Raw genomic sequence first — 20,273 nt, 5'->3', positions numbered from 1 at the left:
GCCTGGGAGCAGCCTGGTTCAGCGGCTCCTGTGCCTCATACCCGACGGTACCTTGCCTGGCCCCCCGTACGGGCCCCCCTTGGCGCGGTTCAGGTGTACGTGCGACCACCCACCCCGCGCCAAGGGACGGGTCAGGCCGCCGCTGCCGCCGCCGTGGTCTTACGGGTCGAGACGATCTGGTCGACCAGACCGTACGCCAGAGCGTCCTCGGCGGTCAGGATCTTGTCGCGCTCGATGTCGTCGCGGACCTTCTCGATCGGCGTCGTGGAGTGCTTGGCCAGCATGTCCTCGAGCTGCGCGCGCATGCGCAGGATTTCGTTGGCCGCGATCTCCAGGTCGGAGAGCTGCTCGCGGCCGGTCTGGCTGGACGGCTGGTGGATCAGGACGCGCGCGTTCGGCAGGGCCAGGCGCTTGCCCGCCGTGCCGGCCGCGAGCAGGACCGCCGCCGCGGAGGCGGCCTGTCCCATGCAGACCGTCTGGATGTCCGGCTTCACGAACTGCATCGTGTCGTAGATGGCGGTGAGAGCCGTCATCGAGCCGCCGGGGCTGTTGATGTAGATGGAGATGTCACGGTCGGGGTCCATGGACTCCAGGCACAGCAACTGCGCCATGACGTCGTTGGCCGACGCGTCGTCGATCTGGACTCCGAGGAAGATCACGCGCTCCTCGAACAGCTTCGCGTACGGGTCGTACTCGCGCACGCCCTGCGAGGTGCGCTCGACGAAGCGCGGGATGACATAGCGGTTGTCCACCTGAGGGCCGGTGTAGAGGCCGCTCGCAGAGGCGCCGGGGTAATTGTTCATAGGGGTGTTCACCATCCTGGTGGCGTTCGATGGGCTGACGTGGCCGGTCGGGGGCGTGACTGCCGCCCTAGGCGCCGGTGCCGCCGCCGCCCGGAACACCCGAAGCAGCGGAGATGATCTCGTCGATGATGCCGTAGGCCACGGCCTCCTCGGCGGTGAACCAGCGGTCGCGGTCACCGTCGCGGATGATGGTCTCCTCGGTCTGACCGGTGTGCCGCGCGGTGATCTCGGCCATGCGCTTCTTCGTACGGAGCAACTGCTCGGCCTGGATCTTGATGTCGGAGGCGGTGCCACCGAGGCCCGCGGAGCCCTGGTGCATGAGGATGTCGGTGTTGGGCAGCGCGAAGCGCTTGCCGGCGGTGCCGCCGGTCAGCAGGAACTGGCCCATGGAGGCCGCCATGCCCATGCCGATGGTGATCACGTCGTTCGGGATGTACTGCATGGTGTCGTAGACCGCCATGCCCGCCGTGACGGAACCACCGGGGCTGTTGATGTAGAGGTAGATGTCCTTCTCGGGCTCGGCCGCGAGGAGAAGGAGCTGCGCGGTGATCTTGTTGGCGATGTCGTCGTCGACCTGCTGGCCGAGGAAGATGATCCGCTCACCGAGCAGTCGGCTGTAGACCTGGTCGCCGAGGCCACCACCGAGGGACGGCTCACCGGCGGCGTAAGGCATCAGATTCGTCACGTATCCACCTGCTCGTCTCTGACGGCTCCGGCCGTCTCAGCGTCTTTCGTTCCGGGGGACGGGTAAGACCCCAGCCCTCGTATTCATGGACCCTAACGCGCTGGTCGGCGGGCGCCATCCCGCTTCCTGGACTGTTCGCTGGCAGCGCAAGGTAGTTGGGTCGTGGCAGGGGGCGGGGACGGGCTCCCGCGGGCCTGGAGGGGGAACGGAGCGGGCCCCGGGCGCGAGTCGCGTCCGGGGCCCGGAGATCCGGTCGAGCGGGGGCGCTCAGCCCTCGTTCTTCACCTCGGCCTCGCCGTCGGTCTTGTCGGCGGCCTTGTCGGCGGCGTCGTCGGTGGACGCCTCGACCGCGTCGACCGTCTCGGCGGTCTCGTCCGTCTCGTCGTCCTCGAGGTCCACGACCTCACCGTTGGTGTCCGTCACCTTGGCGGCCTCGACCACCACGGCGAGCGCCTTGCCGCGGGCGACCTCGCCGACGAGCATCGGCACCTGGCCGCCTTCGACAACAGCCTGCGCGAACTGGTCGGGCGACATGCCGGAGGACTGCGCGCGACGCATGAGGTGCTCGGTGAGCTCCTCCTGGTTGACGTTCAGCTTCTCCTTGTTGACCAGCTCGTCCAGGATGAACTGGGTCTTGATGCCCTTGACCGCCTGGTCCTTGGTCTCCTCGTCGAACTCTTCCTCCGTCTTGCCCTGGATCTCCAGGTACTTCGGAAGGTCGAGGCCCATCTGACCGAGCTGGTGGTGCTCCAGGTTGTGCTTACGGGTCTTGATCTCGTCCTCGAGAAGCTTCTCGGGGATCGGCACCTCGGCCAGCTTCAGCAGCTCGTCCAGGACGCGCTCCTGGGCCTGGGTGGCCTGGTCGTACTGCTTCATGCTGCCGAGGCGCTTGCGGCTGTCCGCCTTCAGCTCGTCCAGGGTGTCGAACTCGCTCGCCATCTGCGCGAACTCGTCGTCCAGGTCGGGCAGCTCGCGGGAGGCGACCTGGGTGACCTTGACGGTGACCTCGGAGTCCTTGCCCTCGGCGGTGCCGCCCTTCAACTGCGAGGTGAAGGTGGCCTCGCCACCGGCCTCCAGGCCGGTCACGGCCTCGTCGATGCCTTCGAGCAGTTCGCCGGAGCCGATGGTGTACGACACGTCGCTGGCGACGCCGTCCTCCAGGACCTCGCCGTCGACCTTGGCCTCGAGGTCGATCGTCACGACGTCCCCCTCGGCGGCGGCGCGCTCCACGGGGTTGGTGGTGGCGAAGCGCTCACGCAGCTCGTCCACGGACTTGTCGACGTCGTCGTCGGACACGTCGACCGCGTCGACGGTGACCTCGATACCGGAGTAGTCCGGGATCTCGATGACGGGGCGGATGTCGACCTCGGCGGTGAAGGACAGCAGCTCGCCGTCCTTCAGCTCCTTGATGTCGACCTCGGGCTGTCCGAGGACATTGAGCTCACCCTCGTTGACGGCCTCCGTGTAGAACTTCGGAAGGGCGTCGTTGACGGCCTCCTCCAGCACAGCTCCACGGCCGAACCGCTGGTCGATGACGCGGGCCGGGATCTTGCCCTTGCGGAAGCCCTTCACCGTGACCTGCTCGTTGATCTTCTTGTACGCCGCGTCGAGGCTGTCCTTGAGCTCCTCGAAGGGCACCTCGACAGTGAGCCGAACCCGGGTCGGGTTCAGGGTCTCCACGGCGCTCTTCACGGTTCGGTCTCCTTGGTGGCTGATTCTGGGGTTCTGCCGCCCGCCGTGACTCCGGCGGACCAGCGGATTCGGCCCGGTTCTTCACAGTCTCTTCAGACACACGGGCACGCAGCTTGCATAGTAGCCGCAAGCAGGATGAGGCCCACAACGCGATCATGAACAGGCACGTGTACTGATGGTCGGGGTGGCCGGATTCGAACCGACGACCTTCCGCTCCCAAAGCGGACGCGCTACCAAGCTGCGCCACACCCCGTCGGTGCGACACGTAGGGTACATGCCCGCGAGCGGTCCGTCGGACGTATTAAGTGGCGCACCGGCGAGAGGGAAGCGGTGTGCGCCGAAGGCCACCGACCCGCTACGATGTTTCTCGTGCCGGAGTCCTTGTGACCTGCGGCGCGTGCGGGCGTAGCTCAATGGTAGAGCCCTAGTCTTCCAAACTAGCTACGCGGGTTCGATTCCCGTCGCCCGCTCCGTACGACTCAGGGCCGGTTGGGAGTGTGATGCTCCGAACCGGCCCTGAGTCGTTTCCGAACCGGCCCTGAGTCGTTGCCGGCCGCCTTCGATGGCGGGCTGGGCTTTCGGCCGTCAGAAGAAGACGAACATGACCACGGCGCCCGCCGAGGGCAGACCACAGATCAGGCCGAGGGCCAGGAACGGGTAGGCAAGTGCCCTGACCGCTTTGGGGCGTTGGGCGCGGCAGGCCGCAAAGGCGGTGAAGCTGAGGATCGCCAGGACCGGCAGGACGACGAAGAAGGCACCGATCGCCGGCATGGGTCAAGTCCCCTCGGCGCGCTAGAAGTTGATGTCGTTGATCATCTCGGCCAGTGAGTTCATGAAGTTGTTCACCGACGGTGCCATGTCCGTCGAGGCCAGGAAGAAGCCGAACAGGATCGCGACCACCGCGGGGCCGCCCTTCAGGGAGCCGCCGCGGATCAGTACCACGAGGACGATCGCCAACAGCAGCACCACAGACAGTGAAATGGCCACAACTGATCACACCCTCGGTCGGTCCGCCTTGCCGGCCGCGGGAGTTCACGGCCTCGTTCATCCCGCTCGCTCCATCGTGCCACCAACCTCCCCTCAGGTGTTGGCCCGTGACGAATCATCGAGGTACGGATCTCGCCAATCGACCGGCGGACGCGCCCGCGTGTGACCGATCGCACGCGGGGCGGGCGGGAAATGACGAGGCCGTTTCGATAATTCGACGCGATCATTTCTTGGTGCGCACAGCTTCTTCACAGCAAATTGCAAGGTGGCTGCCAGGTATCCCACCCGTCGAATTAACTCGCAGTCACATCGTGGGCAAAAGCCTGATGATATGCCCCATTTAAGGGGGATTAACAGGGTCATATCTACCGGTGGGCGACTCTTTCCGTGTCGAATACCCCAGTTGCTCGAGAGGTTTTACCGATCGCATTGGGCGGGGCTAGGGTTAATCAGATGTCCCACGCTCCGCACGGATATGAAAGGGCCCCGCTCCCCCGTACGCGGGAGGTGGATCCCGTCCCCCCGACGGCACACACGGCATCCGCCGCTGTGGCCGAAACCCCTGCACGGACCCCGCACGATTCCGCCGAGCCGGCGCCCCCCACGGCCAGGACGGCCACGAAGCGTGACGCGTTCTTCGACAACGCGAAGTATCTGGCCATCGTGCTGGTGGCCATAGGCCATGCCTGGGAGCCGGTGATGGAGGGCAGCCGGGCGACCAAGGCGCTCTACATGGTCGTCTACTCGTTCCACATGCCGGCCTTCATCGTCATCTCCGGCTACTTCTCCCGGAGTTACACCGGCAGCCCGCGTCAGCTCAGACGGCTGCTGACCGGTGTCGCCGTCCCGTACATCGTCTTCGAGGTGGCGTACTCGCTGTTCAAGCGGGCCGCGAACGATCCCGGCCACCCGATCAGTCTGCTCGACCCCTGGTATCTCACCTGGTTCCTGGCCGCGTTGTTCGTCTGGCGGCTGACCACTCCCATCTGGCTGTCGCTGCGCCATCCCCTGCCGGTCGCCCTCGGTATCGCCGCGCTCGCCTCCTTCACGCCGAACATCGGCGAGGACCTCAACCTCCAGCGCGTCCTGCAATTCCTGCCGCTGTTCGTGCTGGGGCTGATCCTCAAGCCCGAGCACTTCCAACTGGTGCGCCGGCGTGAGGTCAGAATGCTGGCCGTGCCGGTCTTCGTGGGCGCGATCGCTTTCGCGTACTGGGCGGCGGTCCGGATGCAGAACGCATGGTTCTACCACAACAGCGCGGCGCAGGATCAGGGGGCGCCGTGGTGGATGGGCATCGTCATGACCTTCGCGCTGTTCGGCTGCTCGGTGGTGCTGACGGCCGCGTTCCTGGCCTGGGTGCCGCGCCGCAAGATGTGGTTCACGGCGCTCGGCGCGGGCACGATCTGCGGCTATCTGCTGCACGGTTTCCTGGTCAAGGGCGCGGTGTACAGCGGGATATTCGACACGAACGCCTGGCTGGCCGAGCCGGCCGGCCGGGTCTTCCTGACGCTGCTCGCGGGCGCGGTGATGACGCTGCTGTGCACGCCCCCGGTGCGCCGGCTCCTGCGCTTCGCGACGGAGCCGGAGATGGCGTGGGCGTTCCGGCGGGACGTCGGGCGGTCATCCAAGCAGGCCAAGTAGCCGCCGTACCTTCGCGTATTTCTCGGTGAGCCTGGTCCGGGTCGCCTCGTCCAGTACGGCGAGGCGGCCCGGATCCGCGTTGTGCGCCAGGTCCGACTCCTTGACGAGGAGCGCGCCCGGTGTGGCCAGGATGCGGCGGGTGTACGTGGCGGTGTCCTCGCCCTCGACCTTCGTCACGGCCAGGACCATCTCCTTGACCGCTGTCGGCAGCGCGGCGGCGTCCAGCCACGCGCGGGAGAGCGCGTCGTCCTCGACGGAGTCGTGCAGCCAGGCGGCGGCGATCTGCTCGTCCGAGCCGCCACGCGTCCTGACCCCGTCGGCGACCGCCTGAAGGTGTTCCACGTACGGCCGGCCGGCCTTGTCCCGCTGGGTGGCGTGGGCCTCGCGGGCGATCAACTCCACCTCGGCCAGGCTGAGATACGTCATGTCTCCAACTCCGTGGTTCGGTCTCGTGGGTCGGTCAAAAGTTGCAGGGTAAACCGTTTGGTAAACTAATTACTGACGCTTCCTTGACGCTCCGTTGACTTGATGGAGGAACGGTCCCATCGGACACGCAGACACGCTCATAGCCATGGGCGGCGCCTTCCTCGCCGCCGCCTTCCTCGCCCGTCTCGGCAGCCGCATCGAGCTGCCGACCATCCCGCTGTTCATCCTGGCCGGAATCCTGCTCGGCCCGCACACGCCCGGCATCGTGCTCGTCTCCGACCCGCACGAGCTGGAGATGCTGTCGGCCCTCGGCCTCGTACTGCTGCTTTTCTACCTGGGTCTCGAATTCCATCTGGACGATCTCAAGGCGGGCGGCCGGAAGATGGCCCTCGCCGGCGGCGCCTATCTCGCGCTGAACGTGGGCGCCGGGCTCGGCTTCGGCTTCGCGCTGGGCTGGGGCACCTCCGAGGCGCTGGTCCTCGCCGGTGTGCTCGGTATCTCCTCGTCCGCCATCGTCACGAAGATCCTGGTCGACCTGGGCCGTATCGGGAATCCCGAGACCAAGCCGATCCTCGGGATCATCGTCGTCGAGGACATCTTCCTGGCGCTCTATCTGGCCGCGCTCCAGCCGATCCTGTCCGGCGCCGACAGTCTCTCGGCCGCGCTGGCGGACGGCGGGAAGGCGTTCGGGTTCCTGTTGCTGCTGGCGCTCGCCGCGCGCTTCGGCAAGAAGGTCATCGGCCGCCTCATCAACACGAAGGACGACGAACTGCTCGTCATCTCCTTCCTGGGCGCCGCGGTCTTCATGGCCGGGGTCTCCGAGTGGTTCGGTGTCGCGGACGCGATCGGTGCGTTCATGGTCGGTCTGATGCTGGGCAGTACGACCTCCGGCGACCGGATCCGCACGCTGGTGCACCCGCTGCGGGACGCGTTCGGCGCCATCTTCTTCTTCGCCTTCGGGCTGTCCATCAACCCGGGCGATCTGCCGACGGTGCTGTGGCCGGTCCTGGCCGCCGTCGTGGTGACCCTGACGATGAACATCGTGGCCGGGCTGGTGGCCGCCCGCGTCTACCGCTTCGGGTCCGGCCCGGCGGCGAACATCGCGACGACGCTGGTCGCACGCGGCGAATTCGCCCTGATCCTCGCCACGATGGCGGCGGGCGCGGCGCTGGACGAGCGCCTGGCGCCGTTCATCGCGGGGTACGTCCTGATCCTCGCGGTCCTCGGCCCCCTGGCGGCGGCCAAGTCGCCCTGGCTGGCACGGGTGCTGCCGGGCGGCGGACGCGGTGACCATGGCGGGGGCGGTGACAGCGGCGCTGATGGTCCGGCCGGCGGTGAGCTGTCGCCGGCCAAGGCGTCGGGCGCCTGAACCGCGACGTCGGGGGCCGGCGCCGACCGGCGCGGCCCCCGACTACCCCTGGAGCGCCGAGCGTTCGGGGTCCGGCTCCCGCGCGTCCTCGCGCCTCGGCAGCAGCAGCGGAGTGGCCAGGAGCAGCAGGCCGGCCAGCCCGATCGCCGTACGAGGGCTCGTCACGGCCGCCAGCGGGCCCCACAGGGCGGTCAGGGCCGCGATGGAGGTCTTGGTCGTGATCGACCACGCCGAGAGCGTACGGACCATCCGGTCCTTCGGGATCTGTTCGAGGCGGTACGTGGCGTACACCGGGTTGAACACGCCGATACAGGTGATCAGTCCCAGCTCGACCGTGATGACGAGCGCCATCCCGGCCGGACCGGGCCCGACGAGGACCAGGGCGAGCGGCCAGCACGCGCGCAGGGCCCCCGAAGTGAGCATGACCCGGTGCCAGCCGAACCGGGCGACCAGCGGCTGCGCGAGGCGTGCGCCGATGATGCCGCCGGCACAGGGCGCCGCGAACGCGACGGCGTACTGCCAGGGGGCGAACCCGAGCGGGCCGAGCATGAGCACGGCCAGCAGCGGCACCGGCGCCATGATCAGGCCGTTGACGAGGGCCGTGTTGAGGAACAGCGGGCGCAGGGTCCGGTGGGCCAGGATGTACCGCCACCCTTCGACCAAATCGGCGGCACGGAACCGCTGTTCGCCGCCGCGCGCCGCCGGGCGAGGCTCCTGACCGCCGATCGCCCGGATGCCGATGGCCGACAGCAGATAGCTGACCGCGTTGGCCACCACGGTCGTCACCGGGCCGAACATCCCGATCGCGACGCCGCCGGCCGGCGGGCCGAGGATGGTGGCGGTCCAGGTCGTGGACTCGAAGCGGCCGTTGGCGACGAGCAGATCCTCGGGTCGTACAAGAGCCTTCAGATACGCGCCACTGGCCGCCGTGAAGGTGATGTCGGCCGCCGCGACGACGACCGATACGAGCAGGAGCTGGCCGAAGCTGAGCGCGCCGAGCGCGTACGCGGCGGGGACACTCATCAGCGCGGCGAAGCGGATCAGGTCCATCGCCACCATCACCGGCCGCTTGCGGCGGAACTCCACCCACAGCCCGAGCGGCACCGCCACCACCGCGCCGACCGCGAGCCCCGCGGCGGCCAGCAGGGACACCTGGGCGGGCCCGGCGTGCAGGACCAGGATCGCGATGAGGGTGAACGAGTCGAAGGCGAGGCGGGTGCCGAACGCGCTGGCCGCGTAGGCGGCCCAGAGCCAGGCGAAGGGCCGCCCCAGCGAGTGCGTGGGCCGCTTCACCGGAGCCGCTTCATCGGGGCCGCTTCACCGGGCCGCACGGCGAGCGGCCGAAGACGCGTCAGCCCTCGCGGCAGATCAGCAGCAGCGCCCTGTCGTCGTTCACGTCCTTCGCGACCGCCTCGATCAGATGCCACGCCGCCCCCTCGAATCCCGCCGCCACATACCGGTCCGCCTCGCCCGAAAGGCGGTCGATGCCCTCGCTCAGGTCGCGGCCCGGCGCCTCGACCAGGCCGTCGGTGAACAGCATCAGCACATCGCCCGGCAGCAGGGCCCCCTTCACCGGGTCGAACTCCGCGCGGTCGTAGACGCCGAGAAGCGGACCCTCGGCGTCTATCTCCTCCCACCGGCCACTGCCCGCGTGGAGTTGGAGCGCGGGCAGATGGCCCGCCGACAGCAGTTCGTACTCACCGGATTCGAGGTCCAGGACGAGATGGATGGAGGTCGCGAAGCCCTCGTCCCAGTCCTGGCGCAGCAGATAGCCGTTGGCGGCCGGCAGGAAGGCGTGCGGCGGGAGCGAGCCGAGCAGTCCGCCGAACGCGCCGGACAGCAGCAGTGCGCGGGAGGCCGCGTCCATGCCCTTGCCGGAGACGTCCGTGAGGACGACCTCGAGCGAGCGGCCCCCGTTGGTGCGGGCCGCGACGACGAAGTCGCCGGAGAAGGACTGGCCGCCGGCCGGCCGCAGCGCCATCTCGCGGTGCCAGCCCTTCGGCAGGTGCGGCAGGGCGCTCTGGACGCGGATGCGTTCGCGCAGGTCGAACAGCATCGTGCCGCCGCGCCGCCACGGCACCCCGACGCGGGCCCTGAACTGGGCGATCAGCAGCCCGAAAAGCCCGCAGGCCGCCACCACCAGGACGGTGCCCGGCGTCACGGTGGCCGGCCCTTGGTCGTACGGGCCGAGGACGAGCGATTCGACGATCAGGGCGGTGGCCGCCACCGCGTACAGCGTGAGCAGGCTGGAGGGACGCAGCAGCAGTCCCCCGGCGACGATCGGCAGGACGAGCGCGGAGGGCGCGAACCAGACGGGGACCGCCATGGTGGCGAAGGCGATTCCCGGGACGGTCAGGAGCAGTCCGACGAGCGCGATCCAGTCGGAGCCGTCGCCCCGGAAGTAGTCGACACCGGATTTGCGCAGCGCACTGCGGGCCCGGTGCAGCGACTTGCGCATCCGGGCCGTGTACGAATCCGCCTTCGCGCCACTGACCATTGTCGTTGGACCCTATCCATCAGCGGGCTCGTCGTGCAGGGGGACCCCTGTGACATTGCGTTCGATATCGGGTCGCCTCGGCCACCCGGATCCTGGTAGGGATGGCATATGACCACAGACTTGCGAGTACTCGACCCCTCCGACTGGGACCGCTGGTTCGGGACCCTGCGGAACGCCTTCGGCGGGGCGCTCGGCAGCTCCGCCGAGGAGCGCGAGGCATGGCGCTCCGTGACGGAGAGCGAACGCTGCATCGGCGCCTGGGACGGCGACGAGTGCGTGGGGACCGCGGGGGCCTTCACCTTCGGGCTCACGGTGCCCGGCGGCGCCGTGGTGTCGGCGGCCGGTGTCACGATGGTGAGCGTCGCGGCGACGCACCGGCGGCGCGGGATCCTGACCTCCATGATGCGGCGGCAGTTGGACGACGTCCGCTCGTGGGGGCAGCCGGTCGCCCTGCTGACCGCGTCGGAGCCGGAGATCTACGGGCGGTTCGGATACGGCGTCGGCACGCGGCAGTTGAGCGCCGAGATCGACACCTCGCGCGTCTCGGTCACCGTGCCGGCCGACGACGGCGACCACGAGGAGATCCGGCTGCGCTTCGTCGCGCTCGACGACGCGCGGGAGACGATCGAGTCGGTGTACGCGCGCCTGGTCCCGGGCCGCCCCGGCATGCTGGAGCGCCGGCCCAACTGGGACCGGAAGGTGCTGATCGACCCGCCGGAGGACCGCGAGGGCGCCTCCGCGCTCAGTTGCGTACTGGCGCGGCGCGGCGAGGGCGACGACGCCGAGGTGGTGGGGTACGCGCTGTACCGGATCAAGCCGACCTGGGACGCGGCGGGGCCCAGCGGCACGGTGGTGGTGGATCAGGTCGCGGGCCTGGACCCGGTGACATACGCCACGCTGTGGCGCTTCCTCGGCGAGATCGACCTGACGTCGTCGGTGAGCGTGTCGAATCTGCCGGTGGACGACGCGTTCCAGTTCCTGGTCTCGGACGTCCGGCGCTCCAACATCCGGCTGCGCGACTCGTTGCACGTACGGCTGGTGGAGGTGGGCGCGGCGCTCGCGGCGCGGACCTATCAGGCGCCGGTGAACGTGGTGCTGGAGGTGGAGGACGCCTTCTGTCCCTGGAACGAGGGACGTTGGCGGCTGACCGGTGACGAGAAGGGCGCGTCCTGCGAGCGGACGGCGGACGCGGCCGATCTGTCGCTCTCCGTACGGGAGTTGGCCACGATGTATCTGGGCGACACCTCACCGGCCGCGCTGGCGCGGGCGGGGCTCGTACGTGAACTGCGCCCCGGCGCGCTGACGGAGGCGTCGGTGGCGTTCGCGTCGCCGGTCGCGCCGTGGCTGCCGCACGGCTTCTGAGGGCCTTACGCCTTCTGGCAGTTGGGGCACCAGAACAGGTTGCGGGCGACGAGTGACGCCGTACGGATCTCGGTGCCGCACAGATGGCACGGCATGGTCGCGCGCCGGTAGACGTACACCTCACCGCCGTGGTCGTCCACACGCGGCGCGCGGCCCATGGCCTCGGGCAGATGCTCGGGCCGTACGGTGTCGATGCGATTGTGGCGTACGCCCTCGCGCATCAGCGCGACGAGATCGGCCCAGATCGCGTCCCACTCGGCACGGGTGAGGTCACAGCCGGTGCGGTACGGGTCGATGCCGTGCCGGAAGAGGACTTCGGCCCGGTAGACGTTGCCGACGCCCGCGATGATCTTCTGGTCCATGAGCAGGGCGGCGACGGTCGTACGGGAGCGGGAGATCCGCGCCCAGGCGCGCTCGGGGTCGTTGCCGGGCGCGTCCGGCGGGCGCAGCGGGTCGGGTCCGAGCCGGTCGTGTATCGCCTGCTTCTCCGGCTCGGTGATCAGGGCGCAGGTGGTGGGGCCGCGCAGCTCCAGGTACGACGAGTCGTTGAGCAGCCGCAGCCGGACGGTGTCGGTGGGCGGCGGGGCCGGGGTGTCGCCGAGTGCGACCTTCCCGAAGAGACCGAGGTGGACATGGATCCAGCCGCTGTCGCCGAAGCCGGCGAAGAGATGCTTCCCGTGGGCGCTCGCGCCGTCGAGCACCCGGCCGTCGAGGAGCGCGGCGCTTTCGGTGAACCGGCCCTGGGGGCTGCTGACGCGGACCGGTCCGTCCTCGGCGTGGAAGCGGTCGGTCAGGTCTTGGGCAAGACGGTGGATCGTATGCCCCTCGGGCACGGGGACTCCTTGGTGCGGGGCGGTACGTAACCCGTCCGGCGTGCCGGCCGTGGGGGTGCTAGTCGTGCTTCGGGTGGTGTGCCGGGATCGGGGGCAGTTCGCCCGTCTTCTCGTACGTCGCGAGCATGTCGATCCGGCGTGCGTGGCGCTCCTCCCCCGTGTAGGGGGTGGCGAGGAAGATCTCCACGAACTTGGTCGACTCGTCCTGGGTGTGCATCCGGCCACCGACGGAGATCACGTTCGCGTCGTTGTGCTCGCGGCTGAGCGCGGCGGTCTGCTCGTTCCAGACGAGCGCGGCGCGCACGCCCTTCACCTTGTTCGCGGCCATCTGCTCGCCGTTGCCGGAGCCGCCGATCACGATGCCGAGGGAGTCCGGGTCGGCCGCGGTCCTCTCCGCGGCGCGCAGACAGAACGGCGGATAGTCGTCCTGGGCGTCGTAGATGTGCGGGCCGCAGTCGACGGGCTCGTGGCCGTGGGCCGTGAGCCATTCGACGAGGTGGTTCTTGAGTTCGAAGCCGGCATGGTCGGAGCCGAGATACACGCGCATGGGCGAAGTGTGGCACGTCGGGGGCCCTGCGGGGCGCGCCGGGGTCTTCAGTGCCGTACGTGATACCTGACGGTGGATGTCAGGTATCGGCGGGAGGGTGCCTGTGTCCGGACGCGTCCGGCGGCGCGTACGTACGACCGGCTTCGCCTATGGATGGAGACCAACGATGTCCGACCCGACCGACCCGACCGACCTGCCCGTGACCTCGCTCGACGCGCTCCCGCACGTCTTGCGGCCCGAAGACCCCGGCTACGACGAGGAGTTGTCCGGCTTCCAGCTCGGCTTCACCCCGCGCCCCGACGTGATCGTCGGAGCCACCGGCGCCGACGACGTACGGACAGCCGTCGCGTATGCCGCCGTGCACGGTCTGCCCGTCGGTGTCCGGGCCACCGGCCACGGTGTGCCGGCGGCGGCCGAGGGCGGGCTGTTGATCACGACCCGGCGGATGGACGGCGTACGGATCGACCCCGGCGCGCGCACGGCCACGTTCGAGGCGGGGGTGCGCTGGCGGCAGGTGATCGAGGCAGCCGGGCCGCACGGGCTCGCACCGCTGCACGGTTCGTCGCCGGGCGTCGGGGCCGTCTCGTACACCCTGGGCGGTGGACTGGGCCTGCTGGCAAGGGAGTTCGGCTATGCCGCGGACCATGTGCGTGCCCTGGACGTGGTCACCGCCGACGCCCGGCTGCGGCGGGTGACCCCGGACAGCGACCCCGATCTGTTCTGGGCGCTGCTGGGCGGCGGGCAGAACTTCGGTGTCGTGACGGCGCTTGAGACGAAGCTGGCGCCGGTGGCGCGGGTGTACGGCGGGGCGCTCCTCTTCGACGGTGAGTTGCGGGACGACGTCGTAGCCACGTATCTGGACTGGCTCGGGACCGTCCCCGACACGCTGACGTCGTCGCTCGCCGTGATGGTGTACCCCGACATGGAGGGGTTGCCGCCGTTCCTGCGGGGCCGGTACGCCTTGTCGATCCGGGTGGTGTTCACCGGCGACGCGGCGCGGGGCGAGCGGCTGGTGGCGCCGCTGCGGGCGATCGGGCCCACGATCACGGACTCGCTGCGGGAGATGCCGTACACGCAGTCGGACACGATCCACAACGATCCGACGCAGCCCCACGCGTACTGGGGGGACAGCGCGATGCTGACGGAGCTGGACGCCAGGACGCTGACGGAGTTGCTGGAGCTGACGGGTCCCGGCGCGCCGACGATGTGCGTCGTCCAGCTCAACCCGCTGGGCGGGGCGCTGGCGAAGGAGCCGCAGGTGCCCAACTCCGTGCCGCACCGCGACGCGGCGTTCCTGATCCGGGGGCTTTCGCCGCTGGCCGGTCCGGATCTGCCGCCGGATCTGCCGATGGTCCGGGAGCTGTACGGGAGGTTCTTCGACCGACTGGCGCCGGTGACGGTGGGCCGTTCGCTCAACTTCGTCTTCGCCGACGGTGCCAAGACTCAGGGGCTGTACGACGCGGGGACGGCGCGCCGGCTCGCCGCGCTCAAGGCGCGGTACGACCCGGCGAACCTGTTCCGCCTCAACTACAACATCGCGCCCGACAACTCGTAGTTCAGCCCTGGCGGCCGATGAGCTTCCAGGCGGCGGGCAGCAGGCCCATCGCGAGTGCGGCCTTGAGTGCGTCGCCGAGAAGGAAGGGGGTGAGCCCGGCGGCGACGGCGGCGCTCGGCGACAGGTTGGCGGCGACCGCGAGATACGGCACCCCGACCCCGTAGATGATGACGGAGCCGAGCACCATCGTCCCGGCGGTGCGCGCGACGGAGCGGTCGCCGCCGCGCCGGGCCAGCGAGCCCACGACCGTGGCGGCGAGCAGCATCCCAAGTACGTAACCGAAGGAGGCGCCGCCGGGGCCTGACGAGCCCTCGGAGAACCACGGCATGCCGACCATGCCGACGAGGGTGTAGACGGCGAGCGCAAGGAAGCCGCGCCGGGCGCCGAGCGCGGTGCCGACGAGCAGCGCGGCGAACGTCTGGCCGGTGACCGGGACCGGGGAGCCGGGGACCGGGACGGCGATCTGCGCGGCGATGCCGGTGAGCGCGGCGCCGCCGAGTACGAGCGCGGTGTCGACGGCGTACCGGTTCCGGGCGGCGGGGAGCAGATCGGCGAGGACCGCTCCGGTACGGGTGGTGGCGGCAGCAGTACTCATCGGGACTCCGCGAGGTGAGGTGAGGTGAGGTGAGGACGGGGCGTGTGTGCGAGCAGGGGAACAGGCTGACGGTAGCCCACCCGCGTACGCCCGGACATAGGCAACCGAACACAACACGGTGACCCGGCTCATGGTGGACTCCCGACAACTGGGGCACTCCATGCGACGGATGGGCGTGACGCTCGTCACGGAATTCGCTCAGGTGAGGGTCGTGCGGCCGAGGCGGAGATCGCCTCCCGTGGCGGGGCGGCGGTCGAGCGGACTGTGACTTCCCACCAAACGAACACTCCTCGTCAGGCGGAGGTCTGATCGTTGGTCGCGGCCCAACTGGCCAGCAGGTTCAGGGCGTCGCGTGCGGGCGTGGCGGGTTCGGGGCTGTAGGCCATCATGGTCAGTCCGGTGTCGGCGGGGAGTTCCAGGGCCTCGTAGCTGAGGGTGAGTTCGCCGACGACGGGGTGGTGGAGGCGTTTGACGCCGCCGCGGTGCAGGTGGACGTTGTGGGTGGCCCAGCGGGTGCGGAACAGGTCGCTCCGGGTGGAGAGTTCCCCGACGAGGTCGGTCAGGGCTCTGTCGTGGGGGTCGCGTCCGGCTTCGGCGCGCAGGATCGCGACGGTGCCAGCGGCCATGCGTTCCCAGTCGACGTAGAAGTCGGTGGCCGGGGGGTCCAGGAACATGAAGCGGGCCACGTTGGGCGGCACGCGCGGGCCGGCGAGGATCGGGCCGAGGAGGGCTCTGCCGAGTTGGTTGGTGGCGAGGATGTCCAGGCGGCGGTTGCGTACGTAGGCCGGGGTGGTGGACATGGAGTCGAGGATGCGCTGGACGCTGGGGCGCACGTGGGGCTTGGGGGTGCGTGTGGGTGTCCGTGCGGATCTCCGGGTGCCGGGGTTGGCGGCGGCGGCCAGATCGAACAGGTGTGCGCGTTCGGCCTCGTCGAGGTGGAGGGCGCGGGAGAGGGCTTCCAGGACGCTGTCGGAGACGCCGCGGGCGTTGCCGCGTTCGAGCTTGATGTAGTAGTCGGCGCTGACGCCGGCCAGTAGTGCGACCTCCTCGCGGCGCAGACCGGTCACCCGGCGGCGTCCGCCGTTGGCGGGCAGACCGGCTTGCTCGGGCGTGATTCCGGCGCGGCGGGAGGTGAGGAAGTCGCGGAACTCGGTGCGGGCGTCCATAGCTACCACGATAGGTCCGTTTCCGCGTCCGTTTCCGCGTGTGTGAGGGGGCCTGGCAGTACCTGTAACAGCAGGAATCCCCTGGTGGGAGGCCATAGGCAGCGGTTCGTGCCACGGTGGGGTGTGGAAGGCGGCCGCCTTCCGGGACACGTAGCGGGACACGTACAGGGATACGTAGCCGGACACGTACGCACGTCCGCGTCACCGAGGAGGAGCAAGCCATGGAGTACACGCGATTGGGCACGTCGGGGCTCAAGATCAGCCGGATCGCCCTGGGCTGCATGAGCTTCGGCGACCCCGCCAAGAGGGACACCTGGGTGCTCGACGACAACGCGGCCGAACCGATCTTCCGCCAGGCCGTCGATCTCGGCATCTCGTTCTGGGACACCGCGAACGCCTACGGCATGGGCACCTCTGAGGAGATCGTCGGGCGGGCGCTGCGCAAGTACACCCGGCGTGAGGACATCGTCCTGGCCACCAAGCTGTGGGCGCCGATGCACGAGGGGCCGGGTGGGGCGGGTCTGTCCCGCAAGGCCGTCATGGAGCAGATCGACGCCTCGCTGCGGCGCCTGGACACCGACTTCGTCGACCTTTACCAGATCCACCGCTTCGACCCGCAGACACCGGTCGAGGAGACGATGGAGGCGCTGCACGACGTGGTCAAGTCCGGCAAGGCCCGCTATATCGGTGCCTCGTCGATGTGGGCCTGGCAGTTCGCCACGATGCAGCACGCCGCGCAGGCCAACGGGTGGACCCGGTTCGTCTCCATGCAGGACCAGTACAGCTTGATCCACCGCGAGGAGGAACGCGAGATGTTCGGCCTGCTCGCCCACGAGGGCGTGGGAAGCATCCCGTGGAGTCCGCTGGCCGGGGGGCTGGTCACCCGCCCTTGGGGCGAACGTTCCACGCAGCGCGCGGAGTTGAATCGGAGGGCCGACCCGCAGGGCCGGCCGATCTTCCTCGACAGCGACCGGGCCACCGTCGAGGCCGTCGAGCGCATCGCTGCGGCCCGCGGTGTGTCGATGGCGCAGGTCGCGTTGGCGTGGGTGCTGAAGAACCCGGTGGTCTCCGCCCCGATCGTGGGCGCGACCAAGCCGCACCACCTCGCCGACGCCGTCGCCGCGCTCGACGTCAAGCTCACCGCCGAGGAGATCGACGCCCTCGAAGAGTCCTACGTCCCGCGCGAGCCCACGTTCTTCTAGATGATCAATTCCAAGGGATCAGTGGTCGTACCTTGTCAGCGAGCGGAGGGTGTCCTGTCCGGTGGCATCGTTGTGCCAGATCACGGCCTGGGCCCAGGCATACCGGAGCCACCTGGCCGCGTACGAACGAGGGCTCGCAGCATCGCGGCGCCCGCCCCCACCGCTGCAAGGTGCAGGACCGCCGCGAGCGCGAGGCTTTCCGGCAGGGCCGCATGGGCCGGTTGCGCGACCGCCAGGTACAGGGTGAACGGAAGCTTCCAGCCGCTCCAGGCGAACAACGAGCCCGAGCCGAGCCAGCCGAGCACCATCGGGCCCCATCGGGGGACTCGTGCGGGGCGGCCTCGGACGGCAGCCCAGGTAGCGGCGGACGCCACGAAGGCCCAGAGCCCGAAGACGCCGGACAGCACATGCCAAGCGACGTCCCGCTCGCCGTGGTGGGCGACCCCTGCGGTGCCGCCCACCGCCCAGTACAGCCAGATAAGACCGACTGCGGCGCCGACCACGGCCATCCACGGCAGCGCCCTTGGTGAGCCCTTTGCGCCGTCCCCGAGCCGACCCGCGAACGCGTCCGGCCAGCGCCGCCGCAAGTACGTGGGCAGGGCGATGGCCAGACCCAGCCCCATGCCCACAAACCCGATCTGGACCAGCGCGGCCTCCCAGTCCGGCATCGACGGGCCCGCGTCACCCCCGCTCGTCGGATCGCCGTCCTCCGAGCCCAGCAGCGAACTGAGAACGGCGTACGGCAGCACCGGTACGAGGAACCCCGTCCCAACCCAAGCGCAGAAAGCCAACGGCACTGCCGGTATGCGCATCCCCCACGGCCGCACCAACGCGAGCGCCACCGCGATCCCGATCCCTGCCATACCGATCGTGGCGCTGTTGAGCAGCACCCACTCCGTTTTGCCGAACCCGGTTCCGACAGGCAGCAGCCCCAAGAGCGAACCGACCACCCACGACACCTTGATCAGCAGGTAGGGCGTCAGCGCCAGCGCTGCCCCGTACGCCGCGACCCGCCCAGCCCGATCCCATCGATCCACTTGAACTCTCCATTCAAGTAACGGAGTTCAAGTCTCATTCGCCACTGCCCCCACGGGCGTCAACCGCCGGGCGCATCCATGTCATCACTCAGGCGGAGTGAGAATCAGCCCACGGGAGCACACGAAACCGCTGGAGCACGAGGAGCCGCCGATCCAAGCCCTCAGCCGCCAGACGCAGCGCTCAGTCGCACCCTTGGAATTGATCATCCAGTGGTGATCTTCGCCAAGGCGGTCGGGCCGCTGGTGCCGATTTCGCCTGGGTAGGGTGGCGGTCGCGGACAGCTCCGATTCGCCCTGAACCGTCCGACACCGACACACTCACCACCGAACCACCGAACCACCGAACCACCGAACCACCGAACCACCGAACCACCGAACCACCCGCTACTGAACAGAGCACCCCCATGTCACCCCCCACGCCCGTCCCCCCTCCCACCACCTCCGCCTCCGCCACCCCCGCCGCGTCCACCGCTCCCCTCCCCGACTCCGCGCTCACGCACGGACTCAAGCAGCGCCATCTGTCGATGATCGCGCTCGGCGGTGTGATCGGCGCCGGGCTGTTCGTCGGCTCGGGCGCGGGCATCGCCGCCGCCGGTCCGTCGATCGTCGTCGCGTACGGCGTCTCCGGACTGCTCGTCATGCTTGTGATGCGCATGCTGGGCGAGATGTCGGCGGCCAACCCGGCGTCCGGTTCCTTCTCCGTCCACGCGGAACGGGCGATCGGCCCGTGGGCCGGCTTCACCGCGGGCTGGGCCTTCTGGGTGCTGCTCTGTGTGGCGGTGGGACTCGAGGGCATCGGCGCGGCGCAGATCGTCTCCGGCTGGCTGCCCGGCACCCCTGAGTGGGCCTGGGTGGCGCTGTTCATGGTCGTCTTCCTCGGTACGAATCTCGCGGCCGTGAAGAACTTCGGCGAGTTCGAGTTCTGGTTCGCCTCGCTCAAGGTCGCGGCGATCGTGCTGTTCCTGGTGCTCGGCGTACTCGCGATCCTCGGCGTCCTGCCCGACACCGACGCGCCCGGCACCGCCAACCTGACCGGCGTCGGCGGTTTCCTGCCGAACGGCTCGCAGGGCCTGGTGATCGGACTGCTGGCCTCCGTTTTCGCGTACGGCGGTCTGGAGACGGTCACGATCGCGGCGGCCGAATCGGAAGACCCGGTCCGGGGTGTCGCGAAGGCCGTACGGACGGCGATGTGGCGCGTCGCGCTGTTCTACGTCGGCTCGATGGCGGTCATCGTCACGCTGGTGCCGTGGGACGACCCGAAGATCGCCGAGAAGGGCTCCGGCCCGTACGTCGCGATGCTCGACCGCCTCGCCATCCCCGGCGCGGGCCAGATCATGAACGTCGTCGTGCTGGTGGCGCTGCTGTCGGCGATGAACGCGAACATCTACGGCGCCTCGCGCATGGCCCGCTCCCTGGTGGTACGCGGCCAGGGCCCGAAGACCCTCGGCAAGGTGACGTCCGGCGTCCCGCGCAACGCGGTACTCGCCTCGTCGGCCTTCGGCTTCCTGTGCGTACTGCTCAACTACTGGCGCCCGGACGACATCTTCGCGTGGCTGCTGAACATGACGGGCGCGGTGATTCTCGTCGTCTGGGCGTTCATCGCGGTCTCCCAACTGGTGCTGCGCCGCCGCACGGAGCGCGAGTCACCAGAGAAACTGGTGGTACGTATGTGGCTGTACCCCGCGCTGACATGGCTCTCGCTGGCGGCCATGGCGACGATATTCATCCTGATGCTGGACCAGCCGAACACACGCGACCAGTTGGTGGCGACGGGGCTGCTGACACTGGGACTCGCGACGATCGGAGCCGTACGGCAGAGGCGGGCTTCGTCGGCGTCGGCGAGGTGACGCTCCGGGGCGTGGGCCCAAGGTGCCCT

Annotated in this window: 19 protein-coding genes and 2 tRNA genes; 7 read left to right on the top strand and 14 right to left on the bottom strand. The window is 69.3% G+C overall.

Translation table 11 applies throughout. The features are described 5' to 3' along the window. Positions 1-131: 131 nt before the first annotated feature. From OG329_RS29430 to OG329_RS29415, 4 genes are all read right to left on the bottom strand, one after another. The gene (locus OG329_RS29430) at positions 132-818 is read right to left on the bottom strand and encodes an ATP-dependent Clp protease proteolytic subunit (RefSeq protein ID WP_405799429.1); all 687 of its coding nucleotides are present in this window, start codon (positions 816-818) and stop codon (positions 132-134) included. A 52-nt stretch (positions 819-870) separates the two neighbouring features. Next, complete coding sequence (locus tag OG329_RS29425) at positions 871-1,476, bottom strand: ATP-dependent Clp protease proteolytic subunit (protein WP_405802086.1); 606 nt, start codon at positions 1,474-1,476, stop codon at positions 871-873. 279 nt (positions 1,477-1,755) lie between these two features. Continuing rightward, entirely contained in the window at positions 1,756-3,180 is a 1,425-nt protein-coding gene (gene tig / locus OG329_RS29420) for a trigger factor (protein ID WP_405799428.1), read from the bottom strand. Between the two features lie 176 nt (positions 3,181-3,356). Continuing rightward, positions 3,357-3,433, bottom strand: a tRNA-Pro gene (locus OG329_RS29415). Positions 3,434-3,579: 146 nt separating this feature from the next. Here OG329_RS29415 and OG329_RS29410 point away from each other — a divergent pair. Then, a tRNA-Gly gene (locus tag OG329_RS29410) sits at positions 3,580-3,650 on the top strand. A gap of 115 nt (positions 3,651-3,765) precedes the next feature. Here the strand turns inward: OG329_RS29410 and OG329_RS29405 are convergent. Together OG329_RS29405 and OG329_RS29400 are read right to left on the bottom strand one after the other, a co-directional pair. After that, positions 3,766-3,951: a hypothetical protein gene (locus OG329_RS29405; protein ID WP_405799427.1), complete on the bottom strand. Its 186-nt coding sequence runs from the start codon at positions 3,949-3,951 to the stop codon at positions 3,766-3,768. A 21-nt stretch (positions 3,952-3,972) separates the two neighbouring features. After that, the gene (locus tag OG329_RS29400) at positions 3,973-4,167 is read right to left on the bottom strand and encodes a hypothetical protein (RefSeq protein WP_405799426.1); all 195 of its coding nucleotides are present in this window, start codon (positions 4,165-4,167) and stop codon (positions 3,973-3,975) included. A 453-nt stretch (positions 4,168-4,620) separates the two neighbouring features. Between OG329_RS29400 and OG329_RS29395 the strand changes: the two genes are divergently transcribed. Further along, positions 4,621-5,808 carry an acyltransferase family protein gene (locus OG329_RS29395; protein WP_405799425.1) on the top strand — a complete coding sequence of 396 codons (1,188 nt, stop codon included), beginning with the start codon at positions 4,621-4,623 and terminating at the stop codon, positions 5,806-5,808. Here the strand turns inward: OG329_RS29395 and OG329_RS29390 are convergent. Further along, the gene (locus tag OG329_RS29390; RefSeq protein ID WP_405799424.1) at positions 5,788-6,234 is read right to left on the bottom strand and encodes an HD domain-containing protein; all 447 of its coding nucleotides are present in this window, start codon (positions 6,232-6,234) and stop codon (positions 5,788-5,790) included. The genes OG329_RS29395 and OG329_RS29390 overlap by 21 nt on opposite strands. A gap of 145 nt (positions 6,235-6,379) precedes the next feature. Between OG329_RS29390 and OG329_RS29385 the strand changes: the two genes are divergently transcribed. Beyond that, entirely contained in the window at positions 6,380-7,603 is a 1,224-nt protein-coding gene (locus OG329_RS29385) for a cation:proton antiporter (protein ID WP_405799423.1), read from the top strand. A gap of 42 nt (positions 7,604-7,645) precedes the next feature. Here the strand turns inward: OG329_RS29385 and OG329_RS29380 are convergent, their stop codons facing one another. Then, positions 7,646-8,896, bottom strand: coding sequence for an MFS transporter (locus OG329_RS29380; RefSeq protein ID WP_405799422.1), 1,251 nt, complete (start codon positions 8,894-8,896; stop codon positions 7,646-7,648). Between the two features lie 58 nt (positions 8,897-8,954). Beyond that, a complete protein-coding gene (locus OG329_RS29375; protein ID WP_405799421.1) occupies positions 8,955-10,100 on the bottom strand; it encodes a PP2C family protein-serine/threonine phosphatase in 1,146 nt (381 codons plus the stop codon). 108 nt (positions 10,101-10,208) lie between these two features. Between OG329_RS29375 and OG329_RS29370 the strand changes: the two genes are divergently transcribed. Beyond that, a complete protein-coding gene (locus OG329_RS29370; protein ID WP_405799420.1) occupies positions 10,209-11,462 on the top strand; it encodes a GNAT family N-acetyltransferase in 1,254 nt (417 codons plus the stop codon). A 5-nt stretch (positions 11,463-11,467) separates the two neighbouring features. Here the strand turns inward: OG329_RS29370 and OG329_RS29365 are convergent, their stop codons facing one another. Both OG329_RS29365 and OG329_RS29360 read right to left on the bottom strand, forming a co-directional pair. Further along, the gene (locus OG329_RS29365; RefSeq protein ID WP_405799419.1) at positions 11,468-12,295 is read right to left on the bottom strand and encodes an Fpg/Nei family DNA glycosylase; all 828 of its coding nucleotides are present in this window, start codon (positions 12,293-12,295) and stop codon (positions 11,468-11,470) included. A 58-nt stretch (positions 12,296-12,353) separates the two neighbouring features. Continuing rightward, a complete protein-coding gene (locus OG329_RS29360; RefSeq protein ID WP_405799418.1) occupies positions 12,354-12,842 on the bottom strand; it encodes a ribose-5-phosphate isomerase in 489 nt (162 codons plus the stop codon). Between the two features lie 166 nt (positions 12,843-13,008). Here OG329_RS29360 and OG329_RS29355 point away from each other — a divergent pair, with 166 nt between their 5' ends. After that, positions 13,009-14,397 carry an FAD-binding oxidoreductase gene (locus OG329_RS29355; RefSeq protein ID WP_405799417.1) on the top strand — a complete coding sequence of 463 codons (1,389 nt, stop codon included), beginning with the start codon at positions 13,009-13,011 and terminating at the stop codon, positions 14,395-14,397. A gap of 1 nt (position 14,398) precedes the next feature. On the opposite strand, the gene OG329_RS29350 is transcribed toward OG329_RS29355, so the two are convergent. Both OG329_RS29350 and OG329_RS29345 read right to left on the bottom strand, forming a co-directional pair. Next, complete coding sequence (locus OG329_RS29350; protein ID WP_405799416.1) at positions 14,399-14,992, bottom strand: biotin transporter BioY; 594 nt, start codon at positions 14,990-14,992, stop codon at positions 14,399-14,401. Positions 14,993-15,285: 293 nt separating this feature from the next. Beyond that, positions 15,286-16,158 (bottom strand): helix-turn-helix transcriptional regulator, encoded by an 873-nt coding sequence (locus OG329_RS29345; RefSeq protein WP_405799415.1) that lies wholly within the window; start codon positions 16,156-16,158, stop codon positions 15,286-15,288. Between the two features lie 221 nt (positions 16,159-16,379). Here OG329_RS29345 and OG329_RS29340 point away from each other — a divergent pair, with 221 nt between their 5' ends. Continuing rightward, the gene (locus OG329_RS29340; protein ID WP_405799414.1) at positions 16,380-17,360 is read left to right on the top strand and encodes an aldo/keto reductase; all 981 of its coding nucleotides are present in this window, start codon (positions 16,380-16,382) and stop codon (positions 17,358-17,360) included. Between the two features lie 80 nt (positions 17,361-17,440). Here the strand turns inward: OG329_RS29340 and OG329_RS29335 are convergent, their stop codons facing one another. Further along, positions 17,441-18,397 (bottom strand): hypothetical protein, encoded by a 957-nt coding sequence (locus OG329_RS29335; protein WP_405799413.1) that lies wholly within the window; start codon positions 18,395-18,397, stop codon positions 17,441-17,443. A 404-nt stretch (positions 18,398-18,801) separates the two neighbouring features. On the opposite strand from OG329_RS29335, the gene OG329_RS29330 reads away from it, so the two are divergent. Further along, positions 18,802-20,244, top strand: a complete 1,443-nt coding sequence (locus OG329_RS29330; RefSeq protein WP_405799412.1) for an amino acid permease — start codon at positions 18,802-18,804, stop codon at positions 20,242-20,244. The last annotated feature ends 29 nt before the right edge of the window (positions 20,245-20,273 follow it).

It is taken from the genome of Streptomyces sp. NBC_01506 (genome assembly GCF_045040295.1).
In the GTDB taxonomy this organism is placed as follows: Bacteria; Actinomycetota; Actinomycetes; order Streptomycetales; family Streptomycetaceae; genus Streptomyces.
The sequence above is the reverse complement of the archived record's forward strand: the minus strand, read 5'-3'. Positions and strand labels throughout refer to the sequence as shown.